General features: G+C 72.2%; 17 protein-coding genes. 3 read left to right on the forward strand and 14 right to left on the reverse strand.

What is annotated here, in order from left to right; all coding sequences use genetic code 11:
- Positions 1-28 precede the first annotated feature (28 nt).
- From JT721_RS02765 to mca, 9 genes are all read right to left on the reverse strand, one after another.
- The gene (locus JT721_RS02765; protein ID WP_205471367.1) at positions 29-646 is read right to left on the reverse strand and encodes a TetR/AcrR family transcriptional regulator; all 618 of its coding nucleotides are present in this window, start codon (positions 644-646) and stop codon (positions 29-31) included.
- On the reverse strand, positions 643-2,616 hold the full coding sequence (locus JT721_RS02770; protein ID WP_205471368.1) for an acetoacetate--CoA ligase: 1,974 nt from the start codon (positions 2,614-2,616) through the stop codon (positions 643-645). Before JT721_RS02770 ends, JT721_RS02765 begins: the two co-directional genes overlap by 4 nt.
- A 12-nt stretch (positions 2,617-2,628) precedes the next feature.
- Positions 2,629-3,819: a sugar ABC transporter permease gene (locus JT721_RS02775; RefSeq protein ID WP_205471369.1), complete on the reverse strand. Its 1,191-nt coding sequence runs from the start codon at positions 3,817-3,819 to the stop codon at positions 2,629-2,631.
- Between the two features lie 45 nt (positions 3,820-3,864).
- The gene (locus JT721_RS02780) at positions 3,865-4,656 is read right to left on the reverse strand and encodes an ATP-binding cassette domain-containing protein (RefSeq protein ID WP_205471370.1); all 792 of its coding nucleotides are present in this window, start codon (positions 4,654-4,656) and stop codon (positions 3,865-3,867) included.
- A 95-nt stretch (positions 4,657-4,751) separates the two neighbouring features.
- A complete protein-coding gene (locus tag JT721_RS02785; RefSeq protein ID WP_205471371.1) occupies positions 4,752-5,900 on the reverse strand; it encodes a substrate-binding domain-containing protein in 1,149 nt (382 codons plus the stop codon).
- Between the two features lie 170 nt (positions 5,901-6,070).
- A complete protein-coding gene (locus JT721_RS02790) occupies positions 6,071-7,843 on the reverse strand; it encodes an NAD(P)-binding domain-containing protein (protein ID WP_205471372.1) in 1,773 nt (590 codons plus the stop codon).
- A 276-nt stretch (positions 7,844-8,119) separates the two neighbouring features.
- Positions 8,120-9,001, reverse strand: coding sequence for an endonuclease/exonuclease/phosphatase family protein (locus JT721_RS02795; protein WP_205471373.1), 882 nt, complete (start codon positions 8,999-9,001; stop codon positions 8,120-8,122).
- Between the two features lie 46 nt (positions 9,002-9,047).
- Positions 9,048-9,341, reverse strand: a complete 294-nt coding sequence (locus JT721_RS02800) for a hypothetical protein (protein WP_205471374.1) — start codon at positions 9,339-9,341, stop codon at positions 9,048-9,050.
- Between the two features lie 25 nt (positions 9,342-9,366).
- Positions 9,367-10,263 (reverse strand): mycothiol conjugate amidase Mca, encoded by an 897-nt coding sequence (gene mca / locus JT721_RS02805; RefSeq protein ID WP_205471375.1) that lies wholly within the window; start codon positions 10,261-10,263, stop codon positions 9,367-9,369.
- Between the two features lie 30 nt (positions 10,264-10,293).
- Between mca and JT721_RS02810 the strand changes: the two genes are divergently transcribed.
- Positions 10,294-10,698 (forward strand): DUF4307 domain-containing protein, encoded by a 405-nt coding sequence (locus tag JT721_RS02810; RefSeq protein ID WP_205471376.1) that lies wholly within the window; start codon positions 10,294-10,296, stop codon positions 10,696-10,698.
- 225 nt (positions 10,699-10,923) lie between these two features.
- Positions 10,924-11,427, forward strand: a complete 504-nt coding sequence (gene greA / locus JT721_RS02815; protein WP_205471377.1) for a transcription elongation factor GreA — start codon at positions 10,924-10,926, stop codon at positions 11,425-11,427.
- 60 nt (positions 11,428-11,487) lie between these two features.
- Here the strand turns inward: greA and ilvA are convergent, their stop codons facing one another.
- From ilvA to JT721_RS02830, 3 genes are read right to left on the reverse strand one after another with little or no spacing between them, the layout of a single operon-like run.
- Positions 11,488-12,705: a threonine ammonia-lyase gene (gene ilvA, locus JT721_RS02820; RefSeq protein WP_205471378.1), complete on the reverse strand. Its 1,218-nt coding sequence runs from the start codon at positions 12,703-12,705 to the stop codon at positions 11,488-11,490.
- Entirely contained in the window at positions 12,698-14,011 is a 1,314-nt protein-coding gene (locus tag JT721_RS02825; RefSeq protein WP_307827860.1) for an AI-2E family transporter, read from the reverse strand. The genes ilvA and JT721_RS02825 overlap by 8 nt, the downstream gene beginning before the upstream one ends.
- Positions 14,008-15,198, reverse strand: a complete 1,191-nt coding sequence (locus JT721_RS02830) for a cystathionine gamma-synthase (RefSeq protein WP_205471379.1) — start codon at positions 15,196-15,198, stop codon at positions 14,008-14,010. Before JT721_RS02830 ends, JT721_RS02825 begins: the two co-directional genes overlap by 4 nt.
- A 110-nt stretch (positions 15,199-15,308) precedes the next feature.
- Here JT721_RS02830 and msrA point away from each other — a divergent pair, with 110 nt between their 5' ends.
- Positions 15,309-15,953 carry a peptide-methionine (S)-S-oxide reductase MsrA gene (gene msrA / locus JT721_RS02835; RefSeq protein WP_205471380.1) on the forward strand — a complete coding sequence of 215 codons (645 nt, stop codon included), beginning with the start codon at positions 15,309-15,311 and terminating at the stop codon, positions 15,951-15,953.
- A gap of 9 nt (positions 15,954-15,962) precedes the next feature.
- Here the strand turns inward: msrA and JT721_RS02840 are convergent, their stop codons facing one another.
- Positions 15,963-16,523: a TetR/AcrR family transcriptional regulator gene (locus JT721_RS02840; protein WP_205471381.1), complete on the reverse strand. Its 561-nt coding sequence runs from the start codon at positions 16,521-16,523 to the stop codon at positions 15,963-15,965.
- Entirely contained in the window at positions 16,516-17,349 is an 834-nt protein-coding gene (locus JT721_RS02845; protein ID WP_205471382.1) for an alpha/beta fold hydrolase, read from the reverse strand. The genes JT721_RS02840 and JT721_RS02845 overlap by 8 nt, the downstream gene beginning before the upstream one ends.
- Positions 17,350-17,425: the final 76 nt, after the last annotated feature.

Below are 17,425 nucleotides of genomic sequence, written 5' to 3' on the forward strand. Positions count from 1 at the left end.
GCGCCTGGCGCAACTGGGGCGTGCGGCGTCAACGGATGCCGACTATGGACTCCGTGATGGCCAGGAAGCGGGTGAGCAGGGTGTCCACTGAGTACTGCCCATCGGGCCGGTACCAGGAGGCGACCCCCACGCAGAGCGACGCGATCGCCCTGCTGGCGTCGGCGGGGTACGGCGTCGACAGCGCGCCGGACTCCACACCGGCGAGCACGATGCGATCGAGCATCCGCTGCTGCTCGTCGCGGCGCGCGACGTAGCGGGCGCGGTTCTCGGGCTCGAGGCTGCGCAGCTCGCTCGTGGAGAGCATCGCACCCCGCCGCCGGTGCATGTGGAACCGCAGCAGCGACTCCACGAGCGCGTCGAACTGGGCCCGGGGGGTGTCCTCGGCGCTCGCGAGCGCCTGCTGGCTCCGCTCGATGAGCTCGTCGATGATCACCATCATCAGGTCGAAGAGGATGTCCTGCTTCGAGGCGTAGTGGTGGTAGATCCCCGGCACCGACATGCCGGCAGCCTCGGCCAGCTGCCGCGTCGTGGTGCCGTGGTAGCCCTTCTCGCCGAACGTCTCGAGTGCGGCCGCGAGCACGCGTGGCAGACGCTGCTCCTCGTAGGTGCGCCAGTCCGCCACCACTCCCGACTCCTCGGTCGTCATGCGGACCGCCTCGCGCGCGCCCAGGCGACCAGCCACCGAAGAGCGGCGGGGTCGTCGACGGCCCCCTCGGAGCTGACCCGTCCGGGATCGGCGCCCTGCAGGATGCGCTTGACCGGAACCTCGAGCTTCTTCCCGGTCCGGGTGTGGGGCAGGGCCGGTACGACGACGACCTCGTCGGGCACGTGCCGTGGCGAGGCGACCCGCCGCACCTGGGCGCGCACGGCCTCGGGCAGCGCCCCGGCATCGGCTCCGGCAGCGGCCACGACGAACATGGGCATCCAGTAGCCCCCGTCGGCCAGCTCGATCCCGACGACCAACGAGTCCTCCACCTCCGCGAGCGCCTCCACCGCGGCGTAGATCTCGGCGCTCCCGATCCGGACGCCGTGCCGGTTCAGCGTGGAGTCCGAGCGACCGTGGACCACGACGGTCCCGCGCTCGGTGAGGGTGATGGAGTCCCCGTGGCGCCAGACCCCGGGGAACGTCGAGAAGTAGGCGTCGCGGTAGGCCGAGCCGTCAGGGTCTGCGAGGAACCGCAGCGGCATGGAGGGCATGGGGCTGGTGACCACCAGCTCACCGGCGGTGCCCGGCAGCACCGGTCTACCGTCGTCGTCCCACACCTCGAGGGCCACCCCCAGCGCCACCGAGCTGATCTCGCCGTCCCACACGGGCAGGGTCGGGCTGCCGGCCAGGAACACGCCCACCACGTCGGTACCTCCGCTCATGGAGGCGACCTGGACGTGTGCCCCGACGTGCTCGCGCACCCAGGCGTTCCCCGAAGGAGGCAGCACCGACCCCGTCACCGCGACGGTGCGCAGCGCGCGGAGGTCGAGGTCCCGGGCGGGCTCGACCCCGGCCCGGGCGCACGCCTGCAGGTAGCCCGGGCTGACACCCAGGACCGTGACCCCGAGATCGGCCGCGACCCGCCACAGCGCGTCGGTGTCAGGGCTGGTCGGGTTACCGTCGTAGAGCACGACCGTGGCCCCCACCAGCAGCCCGCAGACCTGCGCGTTCCACATCATCCAGTTCGGCGAGGTGTACCAGAAGTACACGTCATCGGGGCCCAGGTCGGCGTGCAGCCCGGTCAGGGCCAGTTGTTCGAGAAGGGCGCCGCCGTGGCCGTGCACGATGCCCTTCGGTCGGCCGGTCGTCCCCGACGTGAACAGCACCCACAGCGGGTGGTCGAACGGCAGGGGCACCGGGGACGGCTCCGCCGGGACCGCGAGCGCCTCGGCCCAGCTGCTGCTCGCCTCGTCGAGCGGAAGCGCCAGCCCGGCGGTCGGGACGACGATCGTGTGCTCCAGACCGGGGAGCAGGCCGCGCAGCTCGTGGGCCTCCGCACGGCGGTCGCGGACCTCGCCGCGGAACAGGTACCCGGCCCCGGCGAGCAGCACCTTCGGTTCCAGCTGAGCCAGCCGGTCCGCGGCCGCCCCCGGGGCGTAGTCCAGTCCTGTCTGCGACCAGGTGGCACCGAGCAGCGCACAGGCCACGAAGGCGACCACACCCTCGACGCAGTTGGGGAGGTAGGCGACGACCCGGTCCCCCGCGCCCACGCCGAGCCCCGCCAACCGGGCCGCGACCGCCCCGACCTGCGCCCGCAGCTCGGCGAAGGTGAGCGCCTCGCCCGTGCCGTCCTCGCGGACCAGCACCACGGCCGGGCGGTCGGGAGTGCCGTGCCGGAGCAGGTGGTGCCCGAAGTTGAGGGTCGCGCCCGGGAACCAGGTCGCCCCAGGCATCCTCCGGTCGGCCAGCACGGCCGTCGGCTCGTCGACCAGGTCGACCTCGAAGAAGCGCAGCACGGCCTCCCAGAAGAGGTCCGGGTGGACCGCCGACCACGCTTGGAGCGCGCGGAAGTCCGACGGGTCCTCGAGATCCGCCGTGCCGCGGTCCCGGAGCCATCGGGCGAGGTCGACCACCCGCGCCGAGGACAGTGCCTCCGCAGGTGGGACCCACTGCGCCCCTGAGCCGTGCATCCCGTCTCCTCCTCAGCGCCGACCCGGCAGCAGGGAGCCGCGGGTGATCGCGACGTCGATCGCGACAGCGAGCACGAGGACACCGCCGGTGGCGAAGAACTGCACCTCGGGCTGGTAGCCGAGCAGTTGCACTCCGTTGTTGATCGACCCGATGACCAGCGCACCGAGCAGGGCCGACCAGACGCTTCCCCGTCCGCCGAAGAGGCTGACCCCACCCACGACGGCGGCCGCGATCGCGTTGAGCATCAGGGGCCCACCACCGGAGGAGTTGGAGACGCCGAGGAGGCGCGAGGCGTCGACGACCCCCGCGACCAGGGCGCACGCGCCCAGGACGAGGAACGAGTAGACGACCATCCTGGCCACGGGGATGCCGGCCCGCTGCGCCGCCTCACGGTTGCCGCCCACGGCGTAGAGGTGGACGCCGTAGGTGGTCTGGGTGGTGACGTAGGACGCCAGCAGCAGCATGACGACCAGGATCACGACCGGCAGGGGCAGGCCCCGCGCCTGCGTGAAGATCGCCACCAGGCCGAAGACCACCAGACCCGACACCACGACCGGGACCAGGCCCCGGCCCAGCGACGCGGCCCGCCGACGCTGACGACGCAGCAGGGCGACGGAGTAGAGCAGCCAGCACGCGCCGACGGCCGCGAAGCTGGTGCCCGTCCCGAAGTGGGTGCTGGCGATCTCGGCGTACGTCGTCCCTCCCACGCTGACGGCGAACTCGGGAGGAAGCACCACGAGCAGCAACCCCTGGAGCGCGGACATCCCGCCGAGGGTGACGATGAGCGAGGGCACCCCGAAGATGATGACGAGCGCCTCGACCAGCACCACCGCCAGACCGACCCCGAGCGCGACCAGCAGGGCCAGCCCGAGGGGCACCCCCTGCTTGACCGCGAGGTTGGCCGCGACCGTCGCGCACACCCCACTCAGCACCGCGGCCGACAGGTCGATCTCACCGACGAGCAGGACGAACGTGATGCCGAGGGCCAGGATGGCGGTGGTGACGATCTGCAGGGACAGGTTGGAGATGTTGCCGACGCTGAGGTAGGCGGAGTTCTGGCTGTAGAAGAAGAGCCAGATCAGGCCCAGCACCCCGAGCACGGGGATGCTCCGATAGCTTCCTGCCAGCGCCTCCAGGGCGCGCGAGGACATCGGCGTGCCCGGCTCGAGGTCGGCACGGGGTGCGGTGGTGGACGTGGTCATGCGCAGCTCCTGCGGTGACGGAGGGGGCGTGAGCTGGGTGACGGGTCAGCCATCCGAACCCTCGTGGGCACCGGTCATGGCGGCGACCAGCTCGCTGGAGGTGTACCTGCCGCGGACGAACTCGGCGACCTTGGCGCCGAGGCGCATCACGACGACGCGGTCGGCCACCTCCTGGACGTCCTTGAGGTCGTGCGAGATCACCAGGACCCCGCGGTCCTGGGCCTTCAGCCGACCGATGAGGTCGAGGACCTCGGCCCGCTGAGTGACACCGAGGGCGGCCGTCGGCTCGTCGAGCAGCACCAGGCTGGGGTCGGAGATCAGGGAGCGGCAGATGGCGATGCCCTGACGCTGCCCGCCCGAGAGCCCACCCACGGGCGTGGTGAGCGACCTGATCCGGACGGACAGGCTGTCGAGGACGCGGCGGGCTTCGACCTCCATCCGGTGCCGGTCGAGCGGACGACCGCGCCAACGGCTGCCGGCCAGCTCCTGGCCGAGGAAGAGGTTGCGGACGGCGTCCAGGTTGTCGCACAGCGACAGGTCCTGGTAGACGGTGTGGATCCCGTGCCCAGCGGCGGTTCGTGGGGTGTCGAGGCGGACCTTCTCGCCGCGGACGGCGACCTCGCCGGAGTCGGGGTGCTCCACCCCCGAGATGACCTTCACCAGCGTTGTCTTGCCAGCGCCGTTGTCGCCGACGAGCGCGACGACCTCGCCGCGGTGCAGGGACAGATCCACCTCGTGGAGGGCTCGCACCCCGCCGAAGTACTTCGATACCCCTCGAAGCTCCAGGTACGGCTCGCCCGCGCCAGGCTGCTCGGTCCCCGCTGCCGTGGTCGTCATGCTCTTGCTCCTACCCCTCGGGTTCGGTGGGGACGGCGGTCGGTCGTCGCCGTCCCCACCGGTTGTCGTCCGGTGCTGACTACCCGCCGGCGCGGTCAGCCGACCTTCTCCTGGCAGGTCGGGGTCTCCGCGGCCGGACCGTCGCAGATCTCCTCCCAGGTGAAGATCCCGAGGTCGACGGCCTGCTGGACCACGTCGCCGGGGTCTTTGCCCTCCTCGAGGTGGATGTGGGTGGCCGGCAGCTTGGCGGTCGGTACATCGGCGGCGCCGTTGTCGACGCTGTCCTGGACCAGGTCCGACGGCGGCTCCTCACCGTCGAGGGCCGCCATCGTGATCTCGGCCGCGGCCGCGGCCTCGACCGAGAACGCCTTGAGGACGTTGTCCTGCTGGTCGCCGGTGAGCATGTACTGCAGTCCGGTCAGCTCGGGGTTCTGGCCGCCGTAGACGGGGACATCGAGGTCCTTGCCGTTCAGCGCCGCGATCACGCCGGCGGTGATGCCGTCGTAGAAGCCGAGGAACGCCGCCAGGTCGTCCTGGGTCTTGGTCAGGCACTGCTCAGCCGCCTTCTGGGCGTTGTCGGGCGCCCAGTCCTTGACGTAGTCCTCGCAGACCACGTCGAGCGTGCCGTCGTCGATGAGCGGCTGGAGCACCTCGTCCTGACCCGCCAGCATCTCGGTCGTGTAGACGTCGCCCTTGTTGCCGTAGAGCCGGGCGACCTTGACCGGGGTGTCACCCAAGGCACCGGCGGCCACCTGCTCGGCGAAGTACTCCGCCTGAAGGACGCCGACGGCCTTCGGGTCGAAGACGACCTGGGCGTACATCTCGCCGTTGATGGGCGGGTTCTCGTACCCGATCACGGGCACCTCTGCCTGCGCGGCGGCCTGGAGCAGGCCGGCGCTGGTGTTGGGATCGGCGGCAACCACGACGAGAGCGTCGGCCCCCGCGGCGATCGCCGAGTTGGCCTGCGAGAGCTGGGTGTCAGAGCTCCCACCCCCGTTGACGAACTTGACCTCGACGTCCGGGTCCAGCTTCTTCAGGGCCTCCTCGAAGTCGGGTCCGTCCTGCTGGATGTACCGGGTGGGCGTCGTGTTCGGGGCCATGAAGTAGACCAGCTTCCCCGAGGACGCCTCGTCGCCCGACGACCCGCCGTCGTCGCCACCACACCCGGCCGCGACCAGGGCGAGCGTCGACACGGCCGCGACCATCCCGAGCCGCGACCTCGTCCACCTGCTGCTGCGTTGCATCCACTTCTCCTTCTGCGACACCCGTCCTGTCGGCGCGGGCGGTTACCGGACGCCGGGGAGAACCGGTGTCCGTCGTGGTGACCCGGACCGGGATCCGTCTCCGGAAGCTCCCCGTCCGTGTCCGTGTGTAGGAGCCCCGGGTGCTCCATGGGTCCGCTCTCGCGGCATGGTCAGGAGCCCCGCACTCCCGCGTGGTCGGCAGCGATCTGCAGCGCCAGGTGCTTGGAGTAGATCCGCACCCACGCCAACGGTCCGCCCATGAACCAGAACCCGGGCTGACCGGTCCGGCGGTACAGACCGCCGATCTCCCCGTCCTCGTCGATCCCGAGGACCAGGGGAAGCTTGTCGGCCACGTCGTCGCCGAAGAGACGACGGGCCGTCTCCCGCATGTTGTCGTAGCCCGTGGCCAGGACGACGAGGTCCGCCTCGAGCTCGCGGCCGTCCTCGAGTCGCAGGCCGCGCTCGGTGAACTCGGCGACGCCGGACCCCTGGGCGAGCGCGATGTCACCTCGAGCGATCAGCTGGGAGGCGCCCACGTCGATGTAGTAGCCGCCCCCCTGGGCGAGGGCGTAGCCCATCAGTCCGGTGCCCCCCGGCCCGTCGTTGCGCTTGAACCCGACCGCGTCGAGGCCGGCGAGCAGCTCTGCGTCGTCCAGGGCAGTCTGCTGGGTCTGGGCCACCGCACCCTGGAGCACCAGCGGCCAGGGGTAGGCGCTGGCCAGGAGGTCGGCGTACTCCGTAGGCGGGCCGTCCTCCACGAAGTTGGCGCCGAAGATGGCGGGGATGCCGTGCTGCTGGCTCATGATGTAGGTCGAGGAGCGCTGGACCATCGTCACGTGCGCGCCCGCCTCGTGCAGGTCCTGGGCGATGTCGTGGCCGCTGTTGCAGGCCCCCACCACCACCGCCCGACGGCCCGCCCATGCCGAGCCGGAGCCGTGCTGGCTCGAGTGGTAGACGGTGCCCGGGAAGCGGTCCCGGCCGGGGAACTGCGGCACCCGGGGCTCCCCCGCCGCGCCCGTCGCGAGGATCACGTCGCGCGGACGGACCACCCGGTCACCCTCGGCGGTCGACACCCGGAGCGTCCAGCGACCCTCGGTCTCGTCGTAGCTGCTGTCCTCCATGACGGCCGAGGTCCACACGTTCAGCTCCATGGCCTCCGCGTAGAACTCGAACCAGTCCGCGATCTTGTCCTTGGCCGAGTAGATGGGCCACGACCGCGGGAACGGCAGGTACGGCAGGTGGTCGGCCCAGACGGGGTCGTGCAGCACGAGCGAGTGGTAGCGCTTGCGCCAACCGTCGCCGACGCGCTCACTCTTCTCCAGGACCAGGGTGTCCACCCCCATGAGGTTGAGGTTGGCCGCGACCGCCAGGCCGCCCTGACCCGCTCCCAGCACGACGACGTCCGGCTCTCGGTCGCGGTAGGCGACCTGCTCGGCGCGCAGGTCCTTCCAGTTCTTCTGCGAGGTCGCACCCACCACGTGCCGGGGGCCCGTGGGTCGGCGGCTGCCCAAGGCCCGTTCGTGGCCCTTCAGGTCCTCGGTGCCGGTCATCACGGTCCACGCCCGCCACTCGCCGTCGACCTGCCGCAGCCGGGCGACCCCCCGACACCAGGCCGAGGGCGTCTCGAACGTGAAGAAGCCTTCGACCGAGGGCTGGTCCCCCTCGACGAGGCGCGGCCCGAACTCGGTGACGAGGGCGACCTGCGACACCGACGCCTCGGTGAGGTGCGCCTCCAGCAGCCGCCTGATCCGCTCGACCCCGTGGTGGACACCGAGGTCCCAGGTCAGCGCCAGCAGATCCCGCCACCAGCAGTCCTCGGTGACCAACGCCAGGGTGGCGTCCACGTCACCCGCACTGGCGGCCCGGGCGAACTCCCCGAGCCAGCCGGCGAAGACCACCGACGCGTCCTCCCGCACCGTCTCGGCTTGCACCGCGACTGCCATCCGCCAACCTCCCGATTGCTTTACCGAGCGCTCGCTCGGTCGAGTGGTCGACAGTGTGTGACACACGTCTCAGGCTTGGCAAGGGTTTGCTGCGGTCGACTTGTCCACCCCTGGCCCCTCGCGCCAGGTCGAGAGCCTGGACCAGCCTCCCGCGATCCAGTCAGGCACCCGGTGCGGAAGTCGGTGCCGAGCCCCCTGGCCGGAAGACGCAAGAAGCCCGGTTTCGCCTGTGCATACAGGTGAAACCGGGCTCTGCTTGGTGGTCGGCCGGGAGCGTCAACCCTTGGCGCCGAAGAGCGTGACCCTGGTGCGGATCAGGTGGTGGTCGCTGGTGAACTTGACCTGCTTGTTGCGGATCGCCCGGTACTGGCTGAAGCGGATGTTGCCGGCGCCGAAGATCCAGTCGATGTAGAGGCGCATCGCCGGCGGCCGGCACGGGTTGGCCCTGCCGCCGTTGGCGGCCTCGAGGGAGGTCTCGCCGACGATGCGGCAGAAGATCTCCTCCTTCTCGTTCATGTCGCCCATGAAGAAGACGGCGTGGCCGGTCCTGCGCAAGCGCTTGATGAGCGGCACCTGCCGGGCCACCGCGGCGTCGCGCTCGGCCTCCATGCTGTGCGGCGAGTTGTGCACGTTGATGACCCAGAACTTGCGCCCCGAGTCGCGGTTGAACAGCAGCACGTAGGGGATCGGCCGGATCTGGTTGTCGAAGACCGTGTTGATGTGACCCTTGCGGACCAGCCGGAAGCGGCGCTTGTCCCAGGCGATCTGCAGCCGCTGCCCGTTGTTGCCGAGGCGCTGGCCGGGCCAGATGCTGAAGTTCGGCATCTTGTTCTGCAGCACCCGCAGCTGGTCGTCCTGCACCTCCTGGTAGGAGGCGACCGAGATCTTCAGCTTGCGCATGATCCGGGCGACCGCACCGGCCCGCTTGACGCCGGGTGCGAAGCCGCCCGCACCGGCGGTGTGCTGGCTGCCGAGGATGTTGAACGTCGCCATGTTGAACGACACGTCGGGACGACGGGGTGCCGGCGCGGCGGCGGCCTGGGCGGCGTCGGGGGCGGCCTGGCTCGGGCTGCTGGCGGGCAGGGTCGCGAGGACGAACGGGAGCACGATCGCAGCGACGATCGCGCCGGGACGGCGTCGACTGGCGGCTCGAATCACCGTGCGACCATAACGAGAGTCCTCGCGACGGACCAATCGACCGGAGTCAGCGGCGGTCGTCGGGGCGGGGCCGATCCACGGGGGGCTGCTCCACGGGCGGCTGCTGGTCCCCCGCGTCGTCGGCGGGCGGCGCGTCGCCGTAGACGCCGTCGTCGCGGGCCTGGCGCACGGTGCGCAGGTGGCGGGTCAGGCTGATGCCCAGCAGCACCACGGCGACGATCAGGCCGAGGAAGATGGCGAACGCCATCCAGCCCGCCTTGACGTCCTCGTCCTCGGGCACGGGGTCCGACGCCGCCAGCACGGCGGTCACGAGCTCGGAGGCGACGGCGACGAGGAACATGCCCCCATCCTCTCAGGCGCCCCGGTCAGTCGGTCAGGGAGATCCCCGCGAACAGGTCGTCCTCGGGCACCGGGGCGTCCACGTGGCTCGTGACCAGCTCGAAGTCCTCGGTGGGCCACACCTCGGCCTGGAGCTCGCGCGGGATCGCGAACCACATGCCGTCGGGGTCGATCTGGGTGGCGTGGGCCAGCAGGGCCTGGTCGCGGACGCCGAAGAAGTCGCTGCACGGCACCTTGGTCGTGACCCGGGCGTCCCACTCCGGCTCCGGCTCCCACTCCGCGAGCCGCTCCGCCCACGGCGACTCCAGCCCGTGCGTGACCATCGCGTCGTGCAGCCGCTGCATCCGCTCGCGGTTGAACGAGTGGTGGTAGTAGAGCTTCAGCACCTGCCAGGGCTCGCCCAGCTCGGGGTAGCGCTCCGGGTCGGCGGCGGCGCGGAACGCCTCCACGCTGATCTCGTGGCACTTCACGTGGTCGGGGTGGGGGTAGCCGCCGCGCTCGTCGTACGTCGTCAGCACGTGCGGCCGGAACTCGCGGATCAGCCGCACCAACGGCGCCGCGGCCTCCTCGAGCGGCACCAGGCCGAAGCAGCCCTCGGGCAGCGGCGGCTTCGGGTCGCCCTCGGGCCAGCCGGAGTCGACGAAGCCCAGCCAGTCCTGGCGGACGCCGAGGATGTCGCGGGCCCGCTCCATCTCCTGGCGGCGGATCTCGCTGATGTTCGCGAGGACGTCGGGGCGGTCCATCTTGGGGTTGAGGATCGAGCCCCGCTCGCCGCCGGTGCAGGTGACGACGTGGACGTCGACCCCCTGCGCGACGTACATCGCGGTGGACGCGGCGCCCTTGCTCGACTCGTCGTCGGGGTGGGCGTGCACGTGCATCAGGCGGTACCCCGCCCGGGGCTTGGCGCGGGGGTCGTGCTCCATGGTCGACATCGTAGGTGGCAGGCTGGCCGGGTGAGCGCGCAGGACACCCTTGCCGAGCGCTACGGGGCCCCGGCCCCGTGGCGGCGCCGGGCGCTGCTGCTGGTCGCCGCCGCCGTGGTGGCGGCGTTCCTGGGCTGGCTGGCGTGGACCGCGTGGGGGCACGGCACCCCCGAGGTGACCTCCGAGCTGGAGACCTGGACGATCGAGGGCGAGCACGCCGCCGTCGCGGTGGTGGTGGTCTCGCTGCGCGACGACGACGTCGAGGCGACCTGCCGGCTGCGCGCGCTGGCCGAGGACCACAGCACCGTCGGCGAGGTGTCGTTCACGCCCGACCCCGGCACCCGCCGGCAGACCCAGCAGATCCGCACCGAGCGCCGAGCCACCGCGGTGGAGTCGCTGGGGTGCACCACGGCCGACCAGAAGCAGCCCCGCTGAGGGCACCCGCCGCGCGACCTGCGGTTGTCGCGCCCGCTTGCTACCATCGACGAATCTGACGTCCCGCGGGGCCGTCCCGGGACGAGCCGCCGCCCCACCCCGTCACACCGGGGTCCCGGCCTGTTTCGGGCCATCCTCTCCGGGTTACCTGCCCGGCGCCGGACGTCCGACCACAGCACGATCCGATCCACCGTTCCGTTCCACCCGAGTGCAGGGAGTTGCACCATGACGCAGTCCGCCGATCAGGCCACGGTCTGGCTGACCCAGGACGCCCACGACAAGCTCACCTCCGAGCTCGAGGAGCTCAAGGGCCCCAAGCGCCAGGAGGTGATCGCCCGGATCAGCGCCGCGCGTGACGAGGGCGACCTCAAGGAGAACGGCGGCTACCACGCCGCCCGCGAGGAGCAGGGGCGCATCGAGGGGCGGATCCGTCAGCTCGAGGACATGCTCCGTCGCGCCGAGGTCGGCGAGACCCCTCCCAACGACGGCGTGGTCGAGCCCGGGATGGTCATCACCTACAAGTTCGTGGGCGACGACGACTCCGACGCCGAGACGTTCCTCCTCGGCGCCCGCGAGATCGAGCCCGAGGGGCTCACCGTCTACTCGCCGCAGTCGCCGCTCGGCTCGGCCATCAACGGCCACCAGAAGGGCGACACCGTCTCCTACGAGGCGCCCAACGGCAAGAAGCTCGAGGTCGTCATCCTCGACGCGGTGCCCTTCACCGGCTGACCGCCCCCGTGCCCAGCGCCGGCCCGTCGTCCACCGGACGGCGGGCCGGTGTCGTGGCGGCTACTGCTCGACGGAGTAGCCGCGGCCGCGCAGCCGGCTCACGACCTGGTCGGAGTGCGGCTCGCCGCGGGTCTCGAGCTGGATGTGGATCTCGACCTCGTCGAGGTGCAGCCGCGGCGAGATCCTCTCGTGCACGACCTCGAGCACGTTGGCGCCGGTCGCGCCGACCTCCGACAGCAGCTGGGCCAGCGCGCCGGGCGCGTCGGGCACGGTGACGTGGAGGTTGAGGTAGCGCCCGGCGGCGGCCATGCCGTGCCGGATCACCTTGCCGAGCAGCAGCGGGTCGACGTTGCCACCGGAGAGCACGGCGACCGCCGGCGTCTCGAACGCCGTCGGCTGGTCGAGCAGCGCCGCCACCGCGGCCGCGCCGGCCGGCTCGACGACCATCTTGGCGCGCTCGACCAGGGCCAGCAGCGCCTGGGAGAGCGAGTCCTCCGAGACGGTGAGCACGTCGTCGACGTGGTCGCGCACGGCCGCGAAGGTGACCTCGCCCGGCAACCCCACCGCGATGCCGTCGGCCATCGTCTTCATCGCGGCCAGGGCCACGGGCCGGCCCTGCGCCAGCGACTCGGGGTACGCCGCCGCGCCGGCGGCCTGCACGCCCACGACCCGCACGTCGGGCCGCAGCGCCTTGACCGCGATCGCGACCCCGGCCAGCAGCCCACCGCCGCCCGTGGGCACCAGCACGGTGCGCACGTCCGGTGCCTGCTCGAGGATCTCCAGCCCGGCGGTGCCCTGCCCGGCGACGACGTCGACGTGGTCGAAGGGGTGGATGAGCACCGCGCCGGTCTCGTCGGCGAACCGGCGGGCGGCGGCCAGCGACTCCTCGAGGTACGCGCCCTCGAAGACCACCTCGGCGCCGTACCCCCGGGTCGCGCGCTCCTTGGGGATGGGCGCGCCCTCGGGCATGAACACCGTCGACCGGATGCCGAGCAGCTGCGCGGCCAGCGCCACGCCCTGGGCGTGGTTGCCCGCCGAGGCCGCCACCACGCCGCGGGCGCGCTCCTCGGGGGTGAGCCGGGAGATGCGCACGTAGGCGCCGCGGGCCTTGAACGAGCCGGTGCGCTGGAGGTTCTCGCACTTGAGCTGCACCGGCCCGCCGACGAGCGCGGAGAGCCAGCGCGACTGCTCCATCGGGGTCTCGATCACCACCTCGCGCAGCACCTCGCGCGCGGCGCGGATCTCGTCGAGGCCGACCCCGACCGTGGGGTCAGCCACCGACCGCCCCGTCGTCGGGGTGGTCGCCGGTCGCCTGCGGGGCCGGGTCGTCGTCGCCCGGTGGCAGCTCCTCGAAGTCCTCCTCCAGCTCCTCGACGGGGTCGTCGCCGGGATCGGTGTACGACGCGAGGTGCTGCACCACGGCGTTGAGCGCGGCGGCGAGCGGGACGGCGACGAGCGCGCCCACGATGCCTCCGGCGAGGATGCCGACCGCGAGCGCCAGGATCACCCCGAGCGGGTGCAGCGAGACCCAGCGGCCGAGCAGGAACGGCTGGAGCACGTGGCCCTCGACCTGCTGCACGAGGATCACGCCGGCGAACATCAGCAGCGCCGTGATCGGCCCCTGGTCGACCAGCGCGACCAGCACCGCCACCGAGCCGGCCACCGTGGCGCCGACCAGCGGCACGAACGCGCCGAGGAAGACCAGCACGCCGATGGCCAGCACGAACGGCACCTGCAGGATCGCGGCGACGATCATGATGCCGATCGCGTCGACCGCGGCCACGATCACCGTGGCCCGCACGAACTGGGTCAGCGAGATCCACGCGACCCGGCCGGAGGTGTCGACCCGGCGCCGGGCGGCGCGGGGCGAGAGGCGCACGATCCACGACCAGATCCGCTCGCCGTCGGCGAGGAAGAAGTAGGTTGAGAACAGCACGATGAAGAAGCCGGCGAAGACGTGGCCCAGGGTGGCGGTGACCTGGGTGAGCTGACCGACGATCGCGCCGTCCTGCGAGCGGTCGGTGATCGCGTCCTGGGCCTGCTTGATCCAGTCGTTGATCTGGGAGTCGCTGGCGTCGACCGGCCCGTCCTTGAGCCACTGCCGGATCTCGCCGAGGCCCTGCACCACCGAGTCGGCCAGGTCGTTGGCGCCCTCGGCGACCTGCTGGCCGGCGAAGGTGAGCAGCGCGGCGATGCCGGCGATGGTCGTGACCACGGTCAGGATCGCGGCCAGCCCGCGCGGCAGCCCGAGCCGGGTGAGCCAGTCGACCAGCGGCACCACGAGCGCCGAGACCAGCAGCGCCACCACCACGGGCACCACGGCGACCGAGAAGAACGCCAGGGTCCAGCCGACGATCGCGGCGGCCCCCACGATGACGATGAAGCGCCACGACCAGGCCGCGGCCAGGTCGACGCCGTACGGCACCTCCGCCCGGCGGAAGTTCGACGGACCGGCCTCGATCGGGGGCGGCGGCGCGGGCTGGCGGCGCTCGTCGCGCATCACCGCCCACTGCTGGGCGAGCCGCCGGGTGATCCGCTCGTGCTCCTGGCCCGAGGGGGCGGGCCGGGGCGCGTCGTCGCTCACCTGGTCAGGCTATCCGGGGCCGCAGCACCGTGCAGGGCACGGTCGAGGTCGCCGATCAGGTCGTCGGCGGTCTCGATCCCGACGCTGAGGCGCACCAGGTCGCTCGGCACCTCGAGCTCGGTGCCGGCCACGCTCGCGTGGGTCATCCGGCCGGGGTGCTCGATCAGCGACTCGACCCCGCCGAGCGACTCCCCCAGCGTGAAGACCTCGGCGCGCTCGCAGACCGCCAGCGCCTGGGCCTCGCCGCCGGTGACCCGGAACGACACCATCCCGCCGAACCGCCTCATCTGCCGGGCCGCGACCTCGTGGCCGGGGTGGTCGGGCAGGCCGGGGTAGTAGACGTGCGAGACCGCCGGGTGGCGGGTGAGGAACTCGACCACGCGCTCGGCGTTCTCGCTGTGCCGCTCCATGCGCAGCGCGAGCGTGCGCAGGCCGCGCAGGGTCAGCCAGGAGTCGAACGGCCCCGCCACCGCGCCCATGGCGTTGTGGTGGAAGGCGATCCGCTCCGCCAGGTCGAGGTCGCGGACGACGACCGCACCGCCCACGACGTCGGAGTGGCCGCCGCAGTACTTGGTGGTGGAGTGCACGACGACGTCGGCGCCCAGGGTCAGCGGCTGCTGGAGGTACGGCGAGGCGAAGGTGTTGTCGACCACGAGCAGCGCGCCCGCCTCGTGGGCCACCGCGGCGACCGCCTCGATGTCGACGATGTTGAGCAGCGGGTTGGTGGGCGTCTCGACCCAGACCATCTTGGTGGTGCCGGGCCGGATCGCCGCCCGCACGTCCTCGGGCGCGTGCCCGACCGGCGTGTGGTCGATGCCCCAGAGCCGCTCGACCTTGTCGAAGAGCCGGAAGGTGCCGCCGTAGGCGTCGTTGGGGAAGACCACGTGGTCGCCGGGGGCCAGCAGCCCGCGCACCAGGGTGTCCTCTGCGGCCAGGCCGGAGGCGAAGGCGAAGCCGCGCTCCCCCTCCTCCAGGGCCGCGATGTTGCCCTCGAGGGCGGTGCGGGTGGGGTTGCCGGACCGGCTGTACTCGTAGCCGCCGCGCAGCCCGCCGACGCCGTCCTGCTTGTAGGTCGACGTGGCGAAGATCGGCGGGATCACCGCGCCGGTGGTGGGGTCGGGGTCGTAGCCCGCGTGGATCGCACGCGTCTCGAACCCGCTCTTGCTCGTGTGCTCCTGGGCGGCCATCCGTCGAGGCTAGTACGCCGCCGGGCGCGCCCGCTCGCGAGGGGAACGTCCGCGCCGCCCGCGGTGTTGCAACACTTGCCAGCAGTTCCCGCTCCACCCAGGAGGTCCCGTTGTTCGGTCGCAAGAACACCTCGCTCGTCGAGCCCCAGCAGACCCTGCCCGGTCGCACCGAGCGCCCGTTCCACCTCGGCGACAAGCACCTCGTCCTCGGCACGCCCCTCGTCACCGACGAGGCGCCGGCCGGCATGGAGGTCGCGATCTTCGGGCTCGGCTGCTTCTGGGGCGCCGAGGAGATCTACTGGCAGCTCGACGGCGTCTGGTCGACGTCGGTGGGCTACGCCGGCGGCACCACCCCCAACCCGACCTACGAGGAGGTCTGCTCGGGCCTCACCAACCACACCGAGGCGGTGCGGGTGGTCTTCGACCCGGCGAAGGTCTCCTACGCCGACCTGGTCAAGCTGTTCTTCGAGGTCCACGACCCCACCCAGGGCATGCGCCAGGGCAACGACGTCGGCACCCAGTACCGCTCGGCGATCTACGTCACCAGCCCCGAGCAGGAGCGGACCGCGCGCGAGCTCACCGCGATCTACGGTCGCGAGCTCGAGACCCGGCGGCTGGGCAGCATCACCACCGAGATCCTCCCGGCCCCGACGTACTACTACGCCGAGGACGTGCACCAGCAGTACCTCGCCAAGAACCCGCACGGCTACCGGTGCCACGCGAACACGGGGGTGAAGTTCCCGGCGACCGCCTGACGGGGACGCCTAGCCCCGCAGCCCGCGGTCGACGAACTCGACCAGCCAGGTGAAGCTGTCGTCGACGTCGGTGGCGAGCTGGAAGCCGCCGGCGGCCTCGAGCACCGCGAAGCCGTGGAAGAGGCTGCGCAGCAGCCGCAGCGCGTGCACGGTGTCGGCCGGGTCGACGTCGTAGCCGGCGAGGATGGCGGCCAGCGAGTCGAGCACCCGGGCGCCGGCGGCGGCGAGGGGGTCGTCGGGGGCGTGCACGTCCACGCGCACGGTGGCGGCGTAGCGGCCGGGGTGGGCGACGGCGAAGCCGCGGATCGCAGTGGCGGCGGCGGCCAGCGCGTCGCGACCGGCCCGTCCCTGGAGCGCGTCGCGCAGCGCGTCACCCAGCTCGGTCAGGGCGAGCACGGCCACCCGGTGGTGCAGGTCGGCGAGCCCGTCGACGTGCTTGTAGAGCGACGGCGACCGCACGCCGAGTCGCTCGGCGAGCAGCCCCATCGTCACGTTCGGGAGCCCGACCTCGTCGGCGAGCGCCGCCGCGCCCGCCGCGACGACGTCGGGGTCGAGCCCGGCCCTAGGCACGGGCGTGCGCCGCGAGGAAGGGCAGCAGCAGGGCGACGGTCGCCTCGGGGTGCTGGGTGTGGGGGTAGTGCCCCGACCCCACCACCATCGCCAGCTCACCGAGGCCGTCGGGCAGCGCGGCGACGATCGCCTCGCCCTCCGCCCGCGGGTCGGCCCAGTCGGGGTCGAGCGAGCCCTGCACCACGAGCGCCGGGCAGCGGACGTGGGCCAGCGCGGCGCCGGCGTCGGTCGGCGCCGACCGCCCCATCCGGCGCAGCGCGGCCATCCGGCCCGGGTCGGCGAGGGAGGTGCGGATCCGCTCCACCTGGGCGGACCAGTCGGCAGGACGGTCCCCGGGGTAGGCCACCTCGAGGTAGCGCAGCCACCACGGCACGCTGCCGAGGAGGCCGGTCATCGCGAGCCGGGTCATGCCGCTGCGGAACCTCGCGACGCGCAGGTCGCCCAGGCGCACCGACTGCTTGCGCGTGAACGGGCCGAGCTCCACGATCCCCTCGACCAGGTCGGGCGCATCGGCCGCCGCGATCGTCACCGCACCGCCGGCGAACGAGTGGCCCACCAGCACGGCCGGCCCGCCGAGGTGTCGCACGAGCGCGATGAGGTCGCCCGCCACGTCGGTGCGCGTGTACGACGGCCAGCCGGTGCTCGACTCGCCGCAACCGCGCAGGTCGACGTTCGCGACCCGGTAGCCGGCGGCGACGAGGCGGGGGACGACGAACCGGTAGGCGGCACGGCTGTCGCCCATCCCGTGGGCGAGGACGACGAGGGGCCCGGTGCCCGTCACGTCGTAGGCGAGGGTGCCGCCGTCGAGGTCGAGGTGCTCGGTCATGTCCGCTCCTGTGGCTAAGGTTGTTAGCCATACGCTAACACTATTAGCCAATCCGTCAAGGGCCGGCCCGGGTCGC

Source organism: Nocardioides sp. SYSU D00038, assembly GCF_016924665.1.
Classification (GTDB): domain Bacteria; phylum Actinomycetota; class Actinomycetes; order Propionibacteriales; family Nocardioidaceae; genus Nocardioides.

What these genes read in the sequence shown, in the direction of transcription:
- JT721_RS02765 (WP_205471367.1), bottom strand. Translation starts at nt 646, where the DNA reads ATGACGACCGAGGAGTCGGGAGTGGTGGCGGACTGGCGCACCTACGAG.
- JT721_RS02770 (WP_205471368.1), bottom strand. Translation starts at nt 2,616, where the DNA reads ATGCACGGCTCAGGGGCGCAGTGGGTCCCACCTGCGGAGGCACTGTCC.
- JT721_RS02775 (WP_205471369.1), bottom strand. Translation starts at nt 3,819, where the DNA reads ATGACCACGTCCACCACCGCACCCCGTGCCGACCTCGAGCCGGGCACG.
- JT721_RS02780 (WP_205471370.1), bottom strand. Translation starts at nt 4,656, where the DNA reads ATGACGACCACGGCAGCGGGGACCGAGCAGCCTGGCGCGGGCGAGCCG.
- JT721_RS02785 (WP_205471371.1), bottom strand. Translation starts at nt 5,900, where the DNA reads ATGCAACGCAGCAGCAGGTGGACGAGGTCGCGGCTCGGGATGGTCGCG.
- JT721_RS02790 (WP_205471372.1), bottom strand. Translation starts at nt 7,843, where the DNA reads ATGGCAGTCGCGGTGCAAGCCGAGACGGTGCGGGAGGACGCGTCGGTG.
- JT721_RS02800 (WP_205471374.1), bottom strand. Translation starts at nt 9,341, where the DNA reads ATGTTCCTCGTCGCCGTCGCCTCCGAGCTCGTGACCGCCGTGCTGGCG.
- mca (WP_205471375.1), bottom strand. Translation starts at nt 10,263, where the DNA reads ATGGAGCACGACCCCCGCGCCAAGCCCCGGGCGGGGTACCGCCTGATG.
- greA (WP_205471377.1), top strand. Translation starts at nt 10,924, where the DNA reads ATGACGCAGTCCGCCGATCAGGCCACGGTCTGGCTGACCCAGGACGCC.
- JT721_RS02830 (WP_205471379.1), bottom strand. Translation starts at nt 15,198, where the DNA reads ATGGCCGCCCAGGAGCACACGAGCAAGAGCGGGTTCGAGACGCGTGCG.
- JT721_RS02845 (WP_205471382.1), bottom strand. Translation starts at nt 17,349, where the DNA reads ATGACCGAGCACCTCGACCTCGACGGCGGCACCCTCGCCTACGACGTG.